Here is a 21,474-nt window from a genome sequence, read left to right on the forward strand (position 1 = left end):
TACCAATCGAGTCCTAGTCCTTCTTCTAATTCTGTATTATTGTATTTATAGGTATGGGATCTGCCGTTAATGGCGTTGTTATAGCCACGATGAGACAGCCCAAATGGATAGTAGTTGTTCTCCTCTATAATCTCATCAGCGCTTATGGTACCGCTATTGTCTTTATCTGAATACGCAAGTCTGGTGTTGCCTAAGTGGTCGGTATATTGGTAGATGTAGGTAAACCCTTCCTGATCCGGTTCGATATACCCTTCGGCAGTTGGTATAAACTGTAGTGCTCCGTTTTTATATTGGGCGCCTCCTGCATATTCGGTCTCTGTTATATCACTGCCATTGGTCAGTATCTTTTTGATCTTGCTCCCCGTAGCCGTATATACATATTCGATCTTTTTGGTCGCACTCTGCTCAAAAGTAATCTGGGTAGGCAGCTCAAAATGATTATAGGTAATACTGGTAATTCCTTTGTTACGATCTTCGATTAGACTTCCGCTGGTATTATAGGTATAATCAGTTCCTGCTGTATTGCCATCTGCAAATCCAAAAGTAGTATCTCCAGCATCACTAACACTTTGTAGTTTATGCCCTGCCCCATAGGTATAGGTCAGATCATCCATCACCCCAAAGGCAGTAGCATCGGCATTGGTATGTCCTTGGCGCTCTAAGGAGAGAATATTGCCCATCTTGTCATAGGTCACTTCACTCAGATCATAATTACCCTCACTACTGATGGCTTTGGTAAGCCTATCGGTAGTATCATACTGGTATCCATATGCACGTTTTGTATGGTCATTGGCTGTTTGCCAACTGATCTCACTGATATTACCATTGTATAAGGGAGTGGCACCCAGATTTTCGGTCGTGGTGGTATAATGTACGGCATACCCAAAGAGGTCTCCGTTATCGGTTTTTCCTTCATTAATGCTTTGTAACCATCCTCTGATATTAAAAGCATAGTCTATGGTTTGTAACGAAGAGACTGCCGCGCTACCGCTCGTAGTGACATTGCCTCCTACTTTTTTGGTGGTGGCTTGTCCCATTTCATCATATACATAACTGGCAAGAAGTTCTTCTTGCTGATCATTGATTTGTTGGGTTTGGGTAAGTACACGTCCCTGAGCATCATAGGTAAAATTATCGATCATTACAATCGGTTCATTATTGCCTTTGGTATGTATGCTGGTACTCTGGATCACCTTGCTAGTAAAATCAAGTTGGGTTTCTATAATATCTGTAGTGCTAAGATACTCATTTTTGCTTGCTGCATAGATCCCTCTGGCCTTTTTATCATAGTAAGGCACCGAGGTAATCCAATCATCGGTTCCTAGTACACGTACTTTGCTTCCGGTAGCTAATAATTTGGTGTTTTGGGTAATAGACTCGCCATAAACACTCCCAGGATTAGTGAGCCCTACTATATCAAAATTATAATCATCATAATAACTGATGGTATGTAGTGCTATATCGGTAGTAGGAAATATAGTGTTGGTGTAATAGATATCGGTACCATCAATCACTGCCGCTGTAGCACGCTCTTCGTGGTAGGTGCTCATCTGATCGACCACATCCTGTAATTGTCGACGACTTCGGGTATTGTTATATCTACCCGTATAGACCACTCTACCCAACACATCATATTTGACAAATAACCAAGCGGCTTCTGCTGCCAGTACTGCATTTTGTGTCAATACAGGTTGGTCCAACTCGTTATATACGATCTGATCCCATCCTTTTCCTGGATTTTTACTTCGAATCAGGCGATTGCGCTGGTCATACTGATACTGATACATTAATTCGTTGAGTTCGGTATCCGAAATCCCATCACTGATCACTACCGCTGGAGGAATCACAAAGGTAAGATTGCCAAAATCATCATAGATGTTATAGGTATCGGCAGTTTCTAGGGTGTTTGTAGCGGTCTCTACATAACTACGAGTCATGAGTACTTTTCCGGTTTTATCGGTAAAACTTTCTGCAGTATTGGCATGACCATCGGCCTTGACCCAGTTTTCATTTTTAATAATGCTTTTAGACAATTGTTGTGCTTCATACCTACCATTCTGTACCAAGGTCGGTGTACCATCTGTAGCTACGACCACATCAAATCGAGCAACTTCTGTTGTTGTATTAAGATCTTGAGCTGATTTTACCGTATGACTATCAGGGGTATCATAGTATATATTCTGATAGGTTACATATTCAATCTGAGTCAGATCATAAGTGATATCTACAAACAAGCCTCCGGGGATGTTTGCTGGAGTTGCTGTAGTAGCTGTAATGGTCAAATAATTATCTTCGATCCCAATGCGATAATCGGTATTGTTACCATTGGCATCGGTAAGGATTCCTAAATCGATAGAAGCTATAGGCGATGCGATAGGAAGGTGTCTTATTTTTCCTAAGGGGAGCGGATGCCCACTCTCATCTTCGGTGATGGTACGGATTCGCAAGGTTAATATCCCATCCTCGATAATCAAACGCGCCAGATTGTTAAGCATTAACATCCCCTCATCGTTATAGGCACTAGGCAGGTTATTTTCTCCAGGGATATAAAACAAATCCTGTGCTTCCCAGAACTGATCATAACTCAGCGTAGTCGGGAAATAGGTATATACCGGATCTTCATACTGTATACTTCCTTCTTTATACTTCCACACACTCCCTGGTGCACTTTGTTCTGTCACTCTACCGACAGGAGAGCGATCATAGATCTGCTCTGCATAGGCATTGACCTGCGTCGGATCGGTAATTCCTGCAAAATCATCTGGGTATTTGTTTAAATAATAGGCATTGATATCTTCTACCACATCTACCTCCTGATAACTCCCTGCCGCTCCTTTGCTGGTAATGGGCAGGTATTGTTTTGCTTGTCTACCAAAGTGGTCATATTCGATATGGGCTACAATATCGGCATTGTATATGGTTTCTTGTGTGGTGAGCTCCTCTTGTTTATGAGCGGCACCATCAACGATATGTACGGTGGGATTCCAGAAATACTGGCGTACACTGGTATCGGTACTATAAAACAAATAACTTCTAAAACTAGAAGTGGTGGCCGTACTGATCCATTTGAATTCTTTTCCGTCTAGTATTCGGGTTCCGTTGGTATCATAGACCCCACTAATCCCCTGATCTTCTCCGGTATAGTTATGAGGGTGAATAATACCCACCATTAGATACCAAGTATTTAATTGCGGGAGATCTCCTTCCCAAAAATACGGATTGCTATTGGCATCACCCGATAGATAGGTTACATTACGGGTTCCGTGATAGGTTTTTCCGTCTTGTGATCCGGTACGTTTTACCCAAACCGCATAGCGATAGGTTTTGGTATTATCGATCTCGATATACTGTGCGTTCCAACCCCCATCGGCATCACTGGCTGCATCATTACCACATTGCCATAATAAAGAATTGGCTCCTGTAGGGTCTGTGCCCCATAAAATTTGGTTTTCTGAGGTTTGTCCTTTTTGCTCAAAAAAAGGAGTTCCTCCTGATCCTTCGCTCCAATCCATGGTCAATTGATTGGTGGTAGGTGCCATGTCGGGGCTGACCCCAACAGCTACTTGTTGCTTGGGTCTTCCTAATCCATCGAAATAGGTAATACTGATGGCTTTTTGGTCGATGGCTGCTTGCTCAAATTCTGCAACCGTTTTGAGGGGCTCCTTGGCAGAGACCCGCATCGTATAATTCTCATTGCTTGGCACTACCTGTTGGGCAAACAACAACGATAGCGGTGCTAGTAATAGCAGGTAGCAACTATATATTTTTTTAATATGCATTTGATATTTTTTTTCTTGATTGTACGTTTTCTAACATCAGACTTTCTTAATGTACCGGGTTGGTAGGATCTGTAGGATCAACTATACCACTGCACCAGGAAGGATTAAAATAAAAACTCTTACTCTTGGTGTGTTTGAGTCCTGTGATCTTATCGGTCACGACACATTTAATGGTTTGCTGATCTCTACAGGTACTTTGGTATACGCCATAGGTAGCACCTGTCCAGCTACCATTATCTCCGGTCCACTTATAGGAATAGCTCCCGGATCCCAATGTTGGGGTCACGGTATACTTCTCATTACGCCAATAATTGGTGGATGTATCCGAGGTTTTTGTCCAGCTTTGTCCGAGTTGGGCACCGTTTACCGTAAATTTCTTATTAAAGGTAAAAGTGCGCCCCGTAACAGTATCTGTAGCAGTACAGATCAATGTTCTATTGGTTCCGTAGTAATTAAAGCCCATATTCAGGGTAAAGGATTTACTGGTTCTGTTATAATACCCAGATCTTCCGGATATTTTCCAGGTGTACTTAAAGTATCCTGATCCTCCGCTGGCATTCATAGTAAAGGTGGCAGTATTGTTTACCGTAGTCGTGCTTGGATAGGATGGACTCACATTATAGGCGCCGTGTACTTTTAGTGTTTGTGTACTACTTTTTTGATTTCCGGTTTCATTATCTGTGGTAATAAATCGTATGGTCAGCACTCCTACATGTGCGGCAGTAAATAATACTGAAATAGATCGCCCATTGTAAGTTTGGATCGTTTTATTAGGCAGTTCGATCTCCCATTTATAACTCAGATTATCAGATCCACCAGATACAGCTGCTACAAAATTAGCGGTTTCTGTAGCCACTCCATAACTCGGAAAAGTGGTCACACTGGTGGTCAAAGGGCTATACCCTTGTGCTACTTCTGTTTTGGCATAGTCGTAATAATATCGATCGATGATATTTTGTTCATCATCTCGGGTCTGTAACAAACGTCCTTTGGGATCATACTCATAATAGGCGGTATATCCTCTGGGGTCAGTGGTACTGGTAATGCCTATCAGGGGATCATAGGTGTAGGTAGTAACAAGGGCATCGGGTAATGCTGCTCTTAATGCTGCCAAGCCTGCTCGCAAGGCTCCTTCTTGACCAGATGCATCTTGTGTTCTATCACTATCATCATTTGATAAATCTTTTAAATTTGCTACATAACCGGCAACCTGATCATAAGTGGCATTGCCAATCTTGGCAATGGGGTATAGATCGTTATATCCCCAGATATAGACGGTATGCACGGTACTTTTTCCTTGGGATACCTCTAATGGGTTGGCATTGTTATCATACTTATGATAGATCGTTTGATCTCTTAGTGGACTTCCTTCTTTTGAGGCCTGTATTACTGAAGGCAAATAATGTCCATACTCCCAACTATCAAAATTTACAAGTGCGGTTCCTTGTTTTTGTGCATCGCTATAGGTTTCTGTTTTAACAGGAGATGCAATACGATATTGATTGATTAGGGTCGTATTATTGATCTCAGGATCATAGGGGTAATAATATCTTGATTTTTTTGTAATCCCTTTGGAGTCTGTAGCCGTTTGTGTGGTTACCTGATTATAGTGGTCATAGGTAAACTCCTGAATACTTTCTGAATAGACATTTGGGTTGAGATCAGAATAGGTTCTGCTAATCACTCGCTTTTGACGCGGCAATACATTCATGGTTTTGTAGGTCGAAATTTTATAAAATGCGTTTTCTTGTTGAGAAAAATCATTTCCGGTTTCTCCAACTCCATAGGTGAATTTCATCAAATTATTCCACAGAATACTATTGTTAGGTATTTGCGCAGCTCCCAGAAGCAAGGGTGCATAGGCTTCCATATCTGCTTGGGTACCATTGATATAAATATTATTGAAATTTACCAATGTATAATCGATGGTAGGGTTGACATAGCCATTGCGTTCCATCTGATGGGTCACTTCCCGATCTAGGTGCCAGTACCGTTTTACACCTTCGGCAGAACGTACCTTGAGTCCATAGGGGTAATTAGCTTCTTGTGAATTGCCTTGAGCATCAACCGCCTGAGGTACTTTTTCGTATTCATAGAATTGTTCTGAAATCAGTACATCATTGGCAGGGATTGTTTTGTAATCACTCTTATAGGTACGTACGGATTTCATTTTGATACCTCCCTCGACAATGGCAACAGGAGGTAAGTTGGCCTCGCTTAGGGATTCTGAAAAAGTGATATCTCTAAAGGTATCAGGATTGACAAAGGTATACACCGTTTTTCCGTTTTTGATCAGGCTTCCTTCTTCATCGATGGCAGCACTATATTGACTGACTTGTTCATAGAAAATACTGGCTTGTGCCTGATAGCTATCCCAAACCATGGCGACACCACTAGATGTTAAGTCATCATGGGTATATTCGTATCGTTTTTGGGTACATTCTTCTTCATTTCCCGGGCAGTTTTGTACCCTATGTACACGAATACCTCCATAACTGGTATTCTCTGGGGTGGTATTCTGCTCATAATACAGCTCGGTGGTTCCCCCGGTTTTATAGCCAATGGTTTGTAGGGCACCGCTACGGGTACCGACAAAGCTTCCCAGGGTAGCGGCATCACTGGTGATTTGGTTTGCGCTTTCTTCTTCGGATCCTTTGTAATATCCCCAGGCATCCATACGGGCGGCCACTTCTTGCTGATTGTATTCATACGCAGGAATACCATCTGTTTCCTCCTGACCGTAGTAATCAAAACGTACGGCAAATTCATCGTCTTTATACACATGGGTAAGTAACCTGCGATTACCCGCAGTAGTAAAATCATAGTGGTGAATCAGCTGCTCATGAAAATCCAACAGCTCAATTCCTGAATACTGATGATAGGCGCCTGATGGTACTGTATGGGTATTAAAAAGTAGACTTCCTTCAGCAAAGTTAATTCGTTCTAATACGGGTACCTCGACAGCAACCTCCAGATTGACATGGCTATAGACATAAGGGTCTGAATGGTCAAACAATTCAAAAGAACTTTCTTCTGTTTCTTCATCTACAATTATTTCTCCTAAGTCATCAATAAACTCCGATTGTGTAGATTTACACGAATACATTTTGGGAACAAAAGCGCGAGTAGTTTGTTGATGTGTGGCATACTCAAAGGTAATCTGTCGTGTCGTATTTTTGGGTTGTATGGCTGTTAGATACCAACTACGGGTATAGGTAGGCATTAATATACCCCAACCTAAGACACAACCCATCTCTGCTTCTCGTTGGGGAGCAAAGGTTTCTTTGGCGGTAAAAACATAGGTCACTCCCTCAGAATCAATCACCTCAATATGGTCCCAATCAAAACTTAATTTGATATTATGATGAGACATTAATACGGGCTCTCCATCGAGGCCTAACTTGAATGAAAAATTAAGACGACCCGCACTGACGGTAAATACATCGGGTTCGCCATCAAGTATCCCATTAGCCAAACGGTAGGCATCGTATTCTTTGAGAACTTGTTTGCCATTGGTATCGGCACTATTATTGGCATCAAAAAAATAATACGGATCTAGAATCGTCCCTCTCACATTTTCTGAGCCATGATAACCATAAGGGTGATCATCGGGTAATCCGCGAACTTCGCGAGATACCATACCCGTTCCTGCTAATCCCCAACCCAGTCCTATCGGTGAGGGTTCTTCTAGAACTTTAAGCCCCGAATAGCGGTATTGTAATCCGACTCCCCAGCTTACGCCATCTTGATTAATAGTATACACAGGTACCGAATATTGTGCGGCTCCTGTAGTGAGATCTACTGTAGCACTACTAGCTCTGGTGGCTTGTGCTGCTGTAGGGGTGGCTACTGCTCCGGCAGAGTATCCCCCTTGATAATTTTGTGCTCTACCTGTCTGTACCAGTAACAGCACTACTACGACTATATACAAATAGCGTACTCCAAAATACTTCATAAACATCAGTGTATTAACAATTTATTTTTTTCCCGGCGGCAAACCTACGGGTTTTTTAACTATCCATATGGGTGGATATTCCCCTTTTTTTATTTTTTAGTTCAACGGCTATAAACACCAGATCAATAACACATAAAAAAGAGCTATACTGCATTAATTTTATTGGTTATCAAAAATATTACGCTTGTATGCTACGCTTTTTTACTTGTTAATCTCTTTGTTTTTCCCTGTATAGCAGCTCATATGTATGAACTTTATATAGGTTTATGTCTCAACCCAAAGAAATGTTACAACCGATATGCAACTTTTTTTGTTTTTTTACTGCTAATGAGATCTTTCCCTTTTTGTTAGATCATTACTTCCTCAGTAAAATGCAATATTACAGCAGCGTAGTTTCATTTTTCGGAACTCGAAGATTTTTTTATTCTTTTTAGAAATTTAGAAATGCGGATTGGATGCTCTAATTCACAAAAATTAACATACACCTCTTCTCATTACTGATGCTTTCTTAACTTCTTCAATACGATTTGTGCCTCCCTTAACCTGAAACCCAAAACTAAAAGCAACCTCTGTCTCATAGACAAAACTCTTGATTGATATATTATAAATCAATGGCGCATCTAAGGCTCTCATCAAATGAATCACGCGATAGAGTTTGGTTTTAGAAATTCCCAAATGCGCTGATAAATCATCTGGAGATCCTGTAGCATGCATACGAATAAGCTGGTCAATTCGCTCTATCAATTCGATCTGTTTAATCATCGTGTTCATAATCTTCTTTTTTTGTTGTTATTGTTTTCTACTTATGGGGTATTATGAAAATTTAGCTTGTTTAAATGAGGTTTTTATTCTGGGATATTTTTCATTTTATGCTCTGTTTCTTTTAATCGTTCTTCTTCTTTTTTTAACTCCCATTTGATTTTGTGTTTGATGAGCTCTAGCGTACCATGCCATACAATGACTTCGCCTCCTATTACCTTGATCTGCGGATCCATCATTTCTAATATTTTTTGTATCAATTGCTCCTCCGCTCGGGTATGTTTTATAATTTTATAACAGACTAATGCCTTTTGTACTGTGGTCAATTGTGAATAGGTAGTTCGTATCATGTTTTTGTTTTGTTGTTGTTTGGTCGGGGGTTTGAGGTCCGGGGGCTGGTTTTTTGCTATCATCTCTTCCGTTTTTCGTCTTCCGTCATGAGACTCCTGATACCCCAACTCTATCACCCCACATCGAGCCTCTAATTTCTGACTTCTTACCTCTGATCTCGGTCTTCGAACTTCTGACTTACATCTTTAGTTATCATGCTACCCTCACCCAAAACACCCACTTCGTAAGTACCCCTCCCCACTTGCATATGTACCCTACCGTACTGCAATTGTTAAAGATGCAGGTAACTTTGTCAGTATACCCACATACATACCTCGAGGAGGGTACTTCGAAGCTGGGGGCAACCTGTAACCCTGTCAGTATACCCACTCGAGAAAGTGCATATCCCCACTTCATTACTGCTTGCTTTGGCTAACTTTGCTATTCACCCCATGATTATTGGGGTATGGTGTATGATTTTTGGTGCTTACTGTACGGGATCTGATCCCGTATCCGTAGTACTGGTATTCATGCTTTGTGTAAATCGGGTCTTGAGCAGTTCATGCGCAGTTTGTGCGCCTTCCATCGGCATTTTACGAGCAGCATCGGCAAGGCTATAGACCGATAGGGCAACGCGGTATACTTCGCTTCCTGCTATCATTTGGGTGTCTTTAAGCTGTCGTAGTAGGCTATCGAGCTCTAGAATAATAGGGTCTAGTTGCTCAAATAATTTTAGATCTTTTCTGGCTTCTTCTGCAGTAAGTGCTTCTGGAATCCATTTGGGTTTACCCTCTAGGATATGAATGCTATCTTCGGCAAAAATCTTATTAGAGCTATTGATCTTGGGTAAATTTTTACGCTCCTTTGGGGTTAAGTTTTGTAGAAAGTCTAATGCCCCTCTTAGGGTGGTCATACACTCCTGTACCGTTGTAACCTCTTCTGTAGTTAAGGTCTTGCTAATTCTATTATATTCACTCATTATTTTCAATTTTTGTTATTCGCTGTTTTGTTTTCTATTGTTCGAGGTCAGAAGTCAAAGGTCTGCGGCCTTTTTTTCCCTTAATCGCTTCAGGCTTCTTACTTCGAGCCTCTGATACTCATTTTCATTTCTCTTTTTTAATCCTTACTTTTGGTTTTCTGGTTGTGTGTCGGGTTTGTTTATAGTGACAGACGTACGGCACTTTATTTTGTCCTGCCCTAGCAACCAGAAGTGTCGAGCTCTATAGATTAACTGTATTGCATCATCGACTGATTTCCCTTTTTTATAGAGGGTAAGCATCCAATGGTATAAGATGGTCTCATAGCGTGCCTGATGGGCTACGTTGTATATAAAATCATCAAGCCGTAGGTGCAATGATTGTATAATACCTGCCATAAACAGGTGCTGATCAGGATGATGTTGGTGATCCATAGGTTTCGGTTTTGTTCCGACAAATGTAGGATCGGTTTTGGGTGGTGTGCAAGTGGAAGAAATCGGAATTATAGAATTTCGAGTCGAAATTCAAGAATTTCGATAATATAATTCTTAACTATTTTAAAAATGAAAAAGCTATCTATTCAATTAATGAAGTATTTTTACACCTCTAGATAATACATCTAATTGTTTGATAAAAAAAGACTTATGCTTTACATATTATTAAATTTTAAAAAGAAAAATTCTATAAAGGGATTTTTTATTCTCCTATGTTTTACATTTTTTTCATCCCCTAATTTAATATCCCAATCGTTTAAGGATAGGCTTTCTTTAAAAAGTAATCAAGAACTAAAAGTGCTATTTGAAAACAATAGAAAAAATACAAATGCTGTGATTATAGCAAATTACATTGTAAAAAAAGCTAAAGTAAATCGAGATACGTTTCTGTTAGCAGAAGGATATTACATGATTGCGTCCTTAAAAGACAATCAACATTCCATAGCTTTTTGTGACAGTATAATCAGATTAACTTCAAATCTAAATTTTATTGAATACCCAACAAATGCACATATATTAAAATCTAAGCTTCTAGGAAGAAAGGGGAATCTTGATGGTTCTTTAAAGGAATTAGTAATTGCTAATAAAATTGCACAAAGAAGAGATAATCAGGAACAAAAAACAATGATTAATTATTATATAGGAGCAATTAAACATATGTTAGGTGATTATGATTCGTCATCTAGGATTTTCAAAGAAACGGCAAATTACTATTTTGAAAAGGCCTTAAATACTCAAGATCGTTTAGACCCAAACTATTTTAAATCTGTATTCGCACTAAGCGAAGCATATAATTGGCAAAAAAAATATAAAGAGGCATTTAAACTCAGTTCTGAAAACATCATAAAATCTCTAAAGGAAAAGGATAGTTTTTATTATGGCCATTTATTACTAAGTAATGGTATTACCAGTATGCATTTAAAAAACTATAATGCAAGTATTGATAGTATAAATAAGTTTAAAGAAGTGTATAAAAATAGGATAAAAGATGGTAATCTTATAATCGCTGATTTGACATTAGGTAAAGTGTTCTATAAACAAAAAAAATACTCTAAATCGATACTTTACTTAGAAAAAGTAGATTCTATGGCATCAGGGAAGGATATTTATTTTCCCGAATTAAGGTCCTGCTACGAACTGTTAATAAAATCATACAACATTGAAAAACAAACGGAAAAACAAATATTGTATATTACTAAGCTTTTAAAAGTTGATAGCATAATACAAAAAGATAATAAAAATCTTTATCGAGAAATAAAAAATGAATATTCTACTCCAAACTTATTAATTGAAAAAGAGTTTTTAGAAAAGGAGTTAAAAAAGAAAAGTTCATCTACTTCCTTTTTAGTTGGGTTACTCCTATTTTTTATAGTTTTATTAGGAATCGTGTTATTTATAAATAATAGGAAAAGAAAAATTTATAAGAGAAATTTTTCCTCTTTAATGAACAAGACTGAAGACAAAAATTCAAACAAGGAAGTTGTTAAAAATAAAGGTTTAGATATTGCCGAAGATTTAGTCAAAGAAATACTCGAACTTTTAGATGTTTTCGAAAAAAATGAAGACTTTCTGAAATCTCAGATATCTTTAAGTTCGGTAGCCAAAGAATTTAAGACCAATTCACGTTATTTATCACAGATAATTAATACTTATAAGGAAAAAAATTTTTCCAATTATATTGCCGACTTAAGGATTGAATACATGATTAATAAATTAAAAATAGACAAGAAATTTAGAAATTATAAAATTCAGGTGATAGCAAAGGAAGCTGGATTTAATACTTCCGAATCTTTTTCTAAGTCATTTTTTAAAGCTACTGGGATTTACCCATCCTATTTTATTAAAGAACTGAATAATGAAAATAAATAAAAAACTGATCGTCAAAATATTTACTCGAGAACTCAAAAAAAGATTGCGTTTTAGAATTGTTTTTTAGCAGCGCTGTCACCTTAGAAGATGTATATACGGTTTTGTTAATTTCAAATGCCAAAATGATATCATCAGCCTCTGCAACTTTTTTAAGCATTAAATTATTTAACCTTGCTGCACTCTGATAAGAATTTCTAACCTTCTGCTTCTGCTCATTCCAATGTTTTTTATCAATCCAATATCTATTAGGACGTACGGGTTCAAGTCCCGTCTTCAGTACATTTGCGAAACCCCTTGTTTTTACAAGGGTTTTTTTTGGTTTTATAAAACAACGAATAAATGACCATTTTTTATTCCAAAACTACCTCGAAAAAATATCCTATACTTACAATACAGAATTCAAGAAATCTAAGAAAAAGAGGTAAGAGTAATTTGTCTATCCAAAATAATTTATCTTTGATTTATTATTTTTGAATATGATACGAAAAATTCATTTTTTACTATTCCTCTACCTCCTTAACCACAACATAAGCCACGGATTAACAACAACATACACCACTTTTTCAACGAATTACCAAGTCCCAGAAGCACTACAAGATAGTATTACAAAATATACAGAACTATCCAGAACTGCTTATAGAGAAGGGGATTTAGAATCCTTCAAAAAACATTGTACTTATGTACTTGGTATTGCCGAGGAATATGAACTAAAAGAAGTACAAATTAAATCTTTGGTGTATCTAGCAATTTATTACCAATCTACAGGTGAATACGAAAAATCTTTAACACGATATCTCGAAGCCGAAAAATTAGGTCATTCCTTACCCGAGAATTCCTATTCTAGAATTTTAGTACAAGTCAATTTAGGAAATTTATATAATCATATCGAAGATTATGAAAACGTAAAAATTTCTATGAACAAAGTCATTGAACTTACTACTCATCTAGAAAACCCTGATAATGTTTTAATGTCGGCATATAATTCTATGGGAACCGCTAATCTTAATCAGGGAAATTATTCAGAAGCACTCTCCTATATGCTTAAAGTAAAAGAAATTGCAGAAAAAACAGGTAGAAATGATAAAATAATTGGTGCGCTAATTAATATTTCAGAATGCTATAGGTACTTAGAACAATACAACAATGCGATAAGAAACAGTAAAAAAGCCTTAGAAAGAATAGATGAAAAAGAAGCTGCCGAATTAGAAGGTTCTGCCAATTTCATAATGGGAGTTTCGTATTATTTATCAAATCAACCTCTTAAGGGACTTAAAAGACTTAAAAAAGCAAAAGAAATAGCCACAAAAGGAGGGTTTCTTAGTCTAAAAATGGAGACGCATGAGTACCTAGCACAAACATATGAATCACTAGACAGCATCAAAAACTCTTTAGAAGAACAGAAAGCCTATACACAAACCCGGGAACAATATCTTAAAACGCTATCTAAAGCACAACGCTTAAAACTAGAAAAAGAATCTCAAACCAAATCTAAAATCATTACAGATCAACAAAAGTCTATTGTTTTTTTAAGTAAAGAGAAACAAATTTATTTGTGGATAGGAGGAGGACTATTCATCTTGCTAATAGTTTCTACAATATTGTACAGAAATCGACGCAAACGCCTTGCAAAACAGTCACTACTATTAGAAGGCGACAAAGAACTTCTAAAAAACGAAAACGAACTTTTAAGGGACAAATTAAATAAACTAGCAAAAAAAATACAGAACCAAGAGGTTTCAGATACTATAAAAAGTTCTCTTAAGAATAAAAAAACTTCTTTGACATTAGACGAACAAAAAGAGTATATGGATCGTATCTTAGAATTTATGGAACAAGAAAAACCATATCTCGATCACGAAATAAAGCAATCAGATATTGCCGATAAACTGAATATAAGCGTTCACCTTTTCTCTGAAGTATTAAATGTTTGTTTCCAAAAAAACTTTAATAATTTTATTAATCTATACAGAATTGACAGAGCCAAACAGCTTATGAAAAACCCCCAATATGCCAATTATAAAATCTTGGCAATTGGATATGAAGCTGGTTTCCCTAGTAAAACTTCATTTAATCGAATTTTTAAGAACCTAGTTGGACTTACACCTAGTGAGTTTCAAAAACGAAATATCTACACAGAAGCCTGATTTCTTTTCTACCCCTTTTTTCACTCCAAAAATACAATAAGCCCTTCATAATAATGCACTTATAAAAAAACAGCATTGTTTTTTAACTATCTCAATAGAGGTGCCATATTATAATTTGGCACGTTTTTCTGCATCCTCATAACTAATTTTGATAATAGAACTCAATAAGCCTGACATACACCCTTAGCTATACTAAGTACTTCTTACTTACATACATTTATGAATGACTTCTTGAATTCTCTTTGGTAAACGTAACCATATAGTTTTAGTATGAAAGTAAATGTATTTCAAATCATATTTCTCATTTTACCATTTGCAATTTATGCTACAGAAAAGGATTCTTTGGGCAGTAAACCAACTCGTAAAAAAGAGACTATTACAACATCTATTTCTTATCAGCAATCGCTGAAACTTTCTAAACTCGATAAACAATTTCCAATTCCGAATAGCATACAGACTGTTAAAAGTCCCGAGTTTACTTTTAAGAACATAGCAAAAGAATTTCCTCAAAATATTGAGAGTGTTAATGACTCCCGAAATGAAGCTGAAGCAGGTTTTAAAGAAATTGATAGTACAGGCAGATGGATCTCAAAATTTTCTAATGAAGACATTCAAGTATTACCAGTAGGGATTAAACATAAAATCAATGAAGTAGAATACCAACTTGGTTTTATGAAAGCTGAGTTTACCAAAGATTATACAGAATTAGTTGTATTTGTAAAGGTAATCCTACCACAGACCAAAGATGACGGATTACCTGTAGAACTATTTTTTGGTTCTAATAACGTAAAACTCTCTAATGAAGGAGGGATTATTGGTGGTGGTGATCTGGTATTGTTAGGAGATATGTTTATTCCCTTTGGTGGTGGTAACTGGTTATTACTTCTCAAAGGCGGTTTTGACTATGAAACTGCAGATATCCAAAACCGCTCATATGTAACCATTGATTGTAAGGGAGTAAAGGAAATGGCAATCGAAGGCGAAGTTCAATTCTCTAGAAATGTTGTGCTACCGTTAGACGAAAAAACAGGAGAGGTCGATGTGAATACAACTGTACCATATGACGGCGCTTATAAAAATACAATTCAAATCCCCAATCGAGTTAGAGGAGAATTTAGTACTGTTGCTTCTAGCTGGAATGATCTTATTGTAGAAATTAGTATTACTCCGTTTGTAATTACGGGTCAAGAGGACTTATTTACCTATGCTGCTAATAATGCAGTCTTTGACTTTAGTGATATTCGAACTGAAGGAGTCACTTTTCCTGATATCTATTATGAACGCGGATGGTTACTTAATCAAGAAACATGGCGTGGAGTCTATGTAGAGTCCTTAGAAATTGGTCTGCCAAAAGCATTCAAAAAAAGAAAAGAAAGCGGAAAAAGAGTATCATTTGAAGCGGCAAAACTTTTATTAGACAGTCATGGTGTGTCTGGATTTTTTACTATCAATAATTTAATCCCTATAAACGAAGGAATAACCTCAGCATCTAACGGTTGGGCATATTCTGTAGATAAAATGTCTATCGAATTAGTCGCTAATCGATTAGTTGGAGCAGGTTTTGAAGGAGAATTAATACTCCCAATATCAGATAAAACGGATCAGAATGCCAACGAAAAACTAGGTCTAGGTTATAAAGGTTTAATTTCTGAAGAAGAATTCATGATGTCCGTAGCTACAACAGACACCTTAGATTTTGATGTATTTAGAGCCAAAGCACAGCTCCTGCCCGATTCTGCTATAGAATTAAAAGTAGTTGATAACACCTTTAGACCCAAAGCTACCCTTAACGGAAGAATGGCAATTTCGGCTAGTCAAAAAGCTTCTTTACAAAATGAAGGTACTGAAGGTGAAACTAATGACAATGAAATTGTAGAATTTAAAGGGATTACGTTCCAAAACCTTGTCTTACAAACAGAATCACCTCTTATTACGGTAGATTCTTTTGGATATAATGACAAAGTAGAGTTTGCGGGGTTTCCCGCCTCTATTGCTAATATAGAATTAAGGACGAGTGACGTTACTATTCAATTAGATTTTGATCTGGCTATTAATTTAATGAACGAATCTGATAAAGGATTCTCTGCAAATACTCGCTTAGGTATTAAAGGAAAAAACGACGCCTCTGCATCCAAACAAAAATGGGAATATGATGGATTAGACATATCTGCCATCGAAGTTGAAGCCAATGTAGGTCTTGTATCTTTTGAAGGTAACTTAACAATACGAGATAATGACGAAGTCTATGGCGATGGATTTGTGGGAGAAGTTACTGCAACTTTTGGTAAAGTCAAAAAGGTAAAATCCCTTGCTATTTTTGGTAAACAAGAGTTTAGATACTGGTACGTCGACGCTGCCTCTCACGGACTTAATTTACCACCTATCGGCAATATAAAAATAACAGGAATTGCAGGAGGTGCATTTTACAGAATGACCAGAACCACTAGTTCTAGAGAAGAATTTGCTCCATCTGGATTATCATACATTCCTGATTATAATTCTCGTTTCGGTGTAAAAACTATGGTATTTGGTGCAATAGCCAATGAAAATGTCGTCTCCTTTGGTGCTGGTTACGAAATCGAATTTAATAACAATTGGGGAGTGAATCGACTTGGCCTCTACGGAGAGGCTCAAATAATGAAAGAATTTGGTTTTAGTAACCCCCTTGCCAAAATGAAAGAGAAGCTAAATGCTATGGTTGATTACGAAGTAATTCATCAAATATCAGATACCAAAGTGGGAAAAACTTTCTTAGAAAAAGCGCAAGAAGAATATCCTGCCAAAGAAAAGGATAAAGCCGCAATCTCAGGGAATATGGGAATGGAGTTTGATTTTGTTAATGATTCTTTCCATGCCACCCTAGATGCCTATGTAAATGCAACATTCATAAAAGGAACGGGAGACAAAGGTAGAGCAGGATGGGGAGAAATATATGTAGGAGATGGAGATTGGTTTGTATATCTCGGTACACCTACCAATCGCATGGGTATAAAAATGGGAATAGGTCCCCTTTTTGCCCAACTTGACGGTTATTTTATGACAGGAACCAAAATCCCTGGCAGTCCAGCTCCGCCAGATGCAGTTGCAGAAATTCTTGGTGTTGATGCTAGTAGTCTGGATTATATGCGCGACGAAAATGCATTAGGTACTGGTAGAGGTTTTGCTTTTGGAGCGGGCTTTAATTTTGACACAGGGGACATTAAGTTTTTAATGTTTTATGCACGACTTAGGGCAGGTATAGGTTTTGATTTAATGATGAAAAATTATGGCGATGCCACCTGCTCTAATACAGGTGATGAAGTAGGAATAAACGGCTGGTATACCAACGGGCAAGCGTATGCCTACCTGCAAGGAGAAATAGGGATTCGCGTAAAATTATTTTTTAAGAAAAAGAACATTTCCATTTTTAAAGGAGGAGCAGCTGTATTAATGCAGGCTAAACTGCCTAATCCTTTTTGGATGCGTGGTTATATGTCTGGAGATTTTGAGGTACTCGGCGGATTGGTCAGTGGACGATTTAGATTCAAAGTCACTATCGGAGAAGAGTGCGAATTCGAAAATGATTCTCCTCTAAATGGTATAAAAATGATCACTGATGTTTCTCCCAGTGAGGGAGATGCCGATGTTGATGTTTTTACTGCTCCGCAAGCTACGTTCTCTCTAAAAGTAAATCAACCCATAATTATCCCAGAAGATGATGGCGATCACACCTATAAAGTCCTACTAGAAAAATTTACCGTAACCAATGAAGCCGAAGAAGAAATTAGCGGAACTTTAGAATGGGCCTCTAATTACGATCGTGTAACTTTTATTTCAGACGATATTTTACCTCCGGCAACACCCCTAAAAGCAACAGTAGAAGTAAGTTTTCAGGAAAAAATCAATGGAGTATTTCAGACCATAATGGATGAAGGTAAAAAAGCGCTGGAAACAGAAGAACGAAATTTTACTACAGGAACTGCTCCAGATTATATCCCATTAAACAATATTCAATATTCATATCCTGTCGTTGATCAAGAATACTTCTACCCTGATGAGTATAATACTGGATACATACAATTAAAACAAGGGCAAGATTATCTTTTTGAAGATGACCAATGGCAAAGTAACCTTAAACTAGTAAGTTTTGGAGGAGAAATTAAAGAAACTGACCTTAAATATTTTACTGCCGAAAATAAATTACAGTACACGCTTCCCGATATTGATAGAGAAGAGAAATATACGGTATCCATTACTAGTTTCCCTAAAACGACTGAAGATATTAGAGAAACATCGAACACCACTACAGAAGAACAAAATTATGACGATGGTAACATAATAACGATAACAACTAATCAGGCAGAAGACGCTATTAGTGTTTCAGAAATTGAACGCCTAACCTATAGTTTTAACACCAGTAGTTATAGAACTTTTGCAGATAAAGTAAGCGCTATCGATGTAAACGAAGATAATTGGGGTAAAATTTCCTCTGAGGTAATTTACCTCTCCTCTAGAATACAAAATCATGAAGGATTTGACATTCTAGAATTAATAGGCAACGCATATACAGATCATGAAGCTATGGTTGCTGTAGCCTCTGATTTACAAGATGCATATTTCACTGATGATATTGATCCTATTTTATATCAAAAATATGCGCAAGGAACTAAATATAGTATTCGTAGGGATCCTACGATATATGGATATCGCCCTAAGAAAGCACTACCTATCCTTAGTAATTACATCACGAGTCTAGAAAATCGTATCAATATCGACTGGGTAGCCACCACTTTTCCTTATCGATATAATCTCCCAAAAGAATATCATAGTGATTACATGGATGTTCGAGGGCGAGTAATTAACGACTATGCCAATGGATTGCTGGGTAGCACAGCTCCAGAATTAAGTATTATTAATACTACATATACATTTATGCCTTATGGTAAATATAATGTCATCTTACAGTACACATTACCTGGCGGAATACAAGGAAGCTCAGCAGAATACACATTTAGAAATCCATTATCCATAAGTCAATAAAGAAGCGAACAAAAAATATGTTGATACATATAACAAACATACAACTAAAGATAAAGATTGCGTATCGTGAGACCTTAGTATACGTATTCCTATGCTTATGTATTTTTCAGGGGATTTCTCAAGGAAATCAGTCTGATGAGAATGCTGTTCAGGTAATAGCTCGCGCTCAAGAAAACTCAATGCTATTACGTTGGGCAGTTACTACCCCTTCTGCATGGCAAAAAGCAAACAAATATGGATATACGATTCAGCGACACACAGTGGCTAGAAATGGCGTTTTAGTATCTCCACCAGAAAAAATTACATTAACCCCTACTCCTATACTTCCTAAAGAACTTATGTCTTGGGAGCATATTGCAGATACCGATGACTATGCAGCTATTTTAGCGCAAGCCTTATACGGTGATAGTTTTATCGTAGATGGTTTGCAAAACCAAGATGCATTAACACAAATTGTAAACAAAGCTAAAGAATCAGAACAACGATTTTCATTTGCACTCTTTGCAGCAGATGTGAGTTTTGAAGCCGCAAAAATGGCCGCCTTGGGATATGAAGATACTACAATAACGATGGGAGAAGAGTATGTATATATTATTCATACAGCTATTCCTGATGAAATATTGACCGTAACTCCAGGAAATGTGGTTATCAAAGCGCAAAAACCAGAACCACTTCCTTCACCTATTGACCTTATTGCAGTACCCGATGATAAAACCATTGCTTTGACATGGGATTATGAAATGTTCAAATCTGTATTTACCTCTTATGATCTAGAACGATCCGAAAACGGAAAAGATTTTGTTTCTCTAAATGATCAACCCTTAGTTAATCTTAACAGCCAATCAAAAAGTGGGTATAAAAGAATGCGTTATCTCGATACCTTACCACAAAACAATAAGACATACTATTATCGCGTAAAGGGAATTACTCCTTTTGGAGAAACAAGTACTCCATCTACCATTGTTTCTGCACAAGGAATTAAAAAGTTAACAGCTCAACCTCAAATCACTGCATGTAAATTAAATGATTTAGGAGCAGTTAATATAAAATGGGAGTTTGATCCTACTATTGAAAAAGAAATCCTAGGTTTTCAATTATTATGGTCTGATAAACAAGATGGAAATTATACGATAGTTAAAGATCAATTAGCCTCGAATACTCGGCAAACGAGTTTTTCTAACCTAGAAAACTCCAATTATTTTAAGATTGCCGCTATCGGAAAAAACAAACAAAAAACAGTCTCTCTAGCCAGATTTGTTCAAACCGTTGACGAGACACCACCAAAAGCTCCTGTTGGTTTAGTAGGAGTTATAGATACATTGGGTATCGTACAATTACGATGGACGCCCAATCTAGAGAAGGATGTAATGGGATACCGCATCTATAGGAGAAATCGAGAAAAAGAAGAACTATCTCAAGTAACGATTTCTCCCATAACTCAAAATAGTTATAGGGATACTATACAAATCAAATCCTTAAACAAAACAGTGTACTATCGTGTAGTTGCTGTAGACAAACGGTACAACATGTCAGAGTACTCAGAAATATTAGAATTGGTAAAACCTGATATCATTCCTCCTAACGCCCCAGTTTTTTTAGCCTATAAAATTAAAAAGGACGGAATCTACCTCGAATGGAACAATAGTACCAGTGATGATGTTACTTTTCATCAATTATACCGACAAGATCTAAAACTATCAGACGCTCCATGGGAACTAGTCTTTAAAACAGATACAATATCTTCATATTTGGATAAGACAGTCAAGTCAAAACAAAAATATCGTTACGCCATTTTTGCCGAAGATACCCAAGGGCTAGTTTCAGAACCCTCAACTCCCCTAACATTAATATCCCCAGAATCTATGTCGGATAGTAAGAACCTAATTAGAGGTTTTACAGTTTCTGCAGACAGAGAAAATCTAAAAATCAAGTTGAGTTGGAAAAAAATGCCCGAAGAAGTAAATGAGGTTTTGGTGTATAAATCTATAAAAGAACAACAACCTGTATTATGGAAACAATTACAAGGATCAATCCATTCATTAGAGGATACATCAGTTTCACCTAATAACATATATGTATATCAAGTTGTGGCAATGACAGAAAATGGCAGTCATACATCAATGAAAAAGAAAGAAATAGAATTTTAAA

Annotated in this window: 11 protein-coding genes; 4 read left to right on the top strand and 7 right to left on the bottom strand. The window is 37.2% G+C overall.

What is annotated here, in order from left to right:
* The 6 genes from DZ60_RS22500 to DZ60_RS0104700 form a co-directional block, all read right to left on the bottom strand.
* A partial coding sequence (locus tag DZ60_RS22500; protein ID WP_241448719.1) for a DUF6443 domain-containing protein occupies positions 1-3,779 on the bottom strand: 3,779 nt, incomplete at its 3' end.
* A 46-nt stretch (positions 3,780-3,825) separates the two neighbouring features.
* Positions 3,826-7,734 carry a hypothetical protein gene (locus DZ60_RS0104675; RefSeq protein ID WP_025740890.1) on the bottom strand — a complete coding sequence of 1,303 codons (3,909 nt, stop codon included), beginning with the start codon at positions 7,732-7,734 and terminating at the stop codon, positions 3,826-3,828.
* 474 nt (positions 7,735-8,208) lie between these two features.
* Positions 8,209-8,505 carry a hypothetical protein gene (locus DZ60_RS0104680; RefSeq protein ID WP_025740892.1) on the bottom strand — a complete coding sequence of 99 codons (297 nt, stop codon included), beginning with the start codon at positions 8,503-8,505 and terminating at the stop codon, positions 8,209-8,211.
* A gap of 74 nt (positions 8,506-8,579) precedes the next feature.
* Entirely contained in the window at positions 8,580-8,906 is a 327-nt protein-coding gene (locus tag DZ60_RS0104685; RefSeq protein ID WP_025740894.1) for a hypothetical protein, read from the bottom strand.
* A 404-nt stretch (positions 8,907-9,310) separates the two neighbouring features.
* Positions 9,311-9,802, bottom strand: coding sequence for a hypothetical protein (locus DZ60_RS0104695; protein WP_025740896.1), 492 nt, complete (start codon positions 9,800-9,802; stop codon positions 9,311-9,313).
* Positions 9,803-9,946: 144 nt separating this feature from the next.
* A complete protein-coding gene (locus tag DZ60_RS0104700; RefSeq protein ID WP_025740897.1) occupies positions 9,947-10,234 on the bottom strand; it encodes a hypothetical protein in 288 nt (95 codons plus the stop codon).
* 210 nt (positions 10,235-10,444) lie between these two features.
* Between DZ60_RS0104700 and DZ60_RS0104705 the strand changes: the two genes are divergently transcribed.
* A complete protein-coding gene (locus DZ60_RS0104705) occupies positions 10,445-12,163 on the top strand; it encodes a helix-turn-helix domain-containing protein (protein WP_025740899.1) in 1,719 nt (572 codons plus the stop codon).
* Here the strand turns inward: DZ60_RS0104705 and DZ60_RS25730 are convergent.
* A complete protein-coding gene (locus DZ60_RS25730) occupies positions 12,135-12,500 on the bottom strand; it encodes a hypothetical protein (protein ID WP_081740392.1) in 366 nt (121 codons plus the stop codon). The genes DZ60_RS0104705 and DZ60_RS25730 overlap by 29 nt on opposite strands.
* A gap of 139 nt (positions 12,501-12,639) precedes the next feature.
* Between DZ60_RS25730 and DZ60_RS24015 the strand changes: the two genes are divergently transcribed.
* The 3 genes from DZ60_RS24015 to DZ60_RS0104725 all read left to right on the top strand — a co-directional run bounded on the left by DZ60_RS24015 (position 12,640) and on the right by DZ60_RS0104725 (position 21,473).
* Entirely contained in the window at positions 12,640-14,307 is a 1,668-nt protein-coding gene (locus DZ60_RS24015; protein WP_025740902.1) for an AraC family transcriptional regulator, read from the top strand.
* A 270-nt stretch (positions 14,308-14,577) separates the two neighbouring features.
* A complete protein-coding gene (locus DZ60_RS0104720) occupies positions 14,578-19,326 on the top strand; it encodes a hypothetical protein (protein WP_025740904.1) in 4,749 nt (1,582 codons plus the stop codon).
* A gap of 17 nt (positions 19,327-19,343) precedes the next feature.
* Positions 19,344-21,473 (top strand): fibronectin type III domain-containing protein, encoded by a 2,130-nt coding sequence (locus DZ60_RS0104725; protein WP_025740906.1) that lies wholly within the window; start codon positions 19,344-19,346, stop codon positions 21,471-21,473.
* Position 21,474 lies beyond the last annotated feature (1 nt).

The sequence above is a fragment of the Aquimarina pacifica genome, assembly GCF_000520955.1.
GTDB lineage: Bacteria > Bacteroidota > Bacteroidia > Flavobacteriales > Flavobacteriaceae > Aquimarina > Aquimarina pacifica.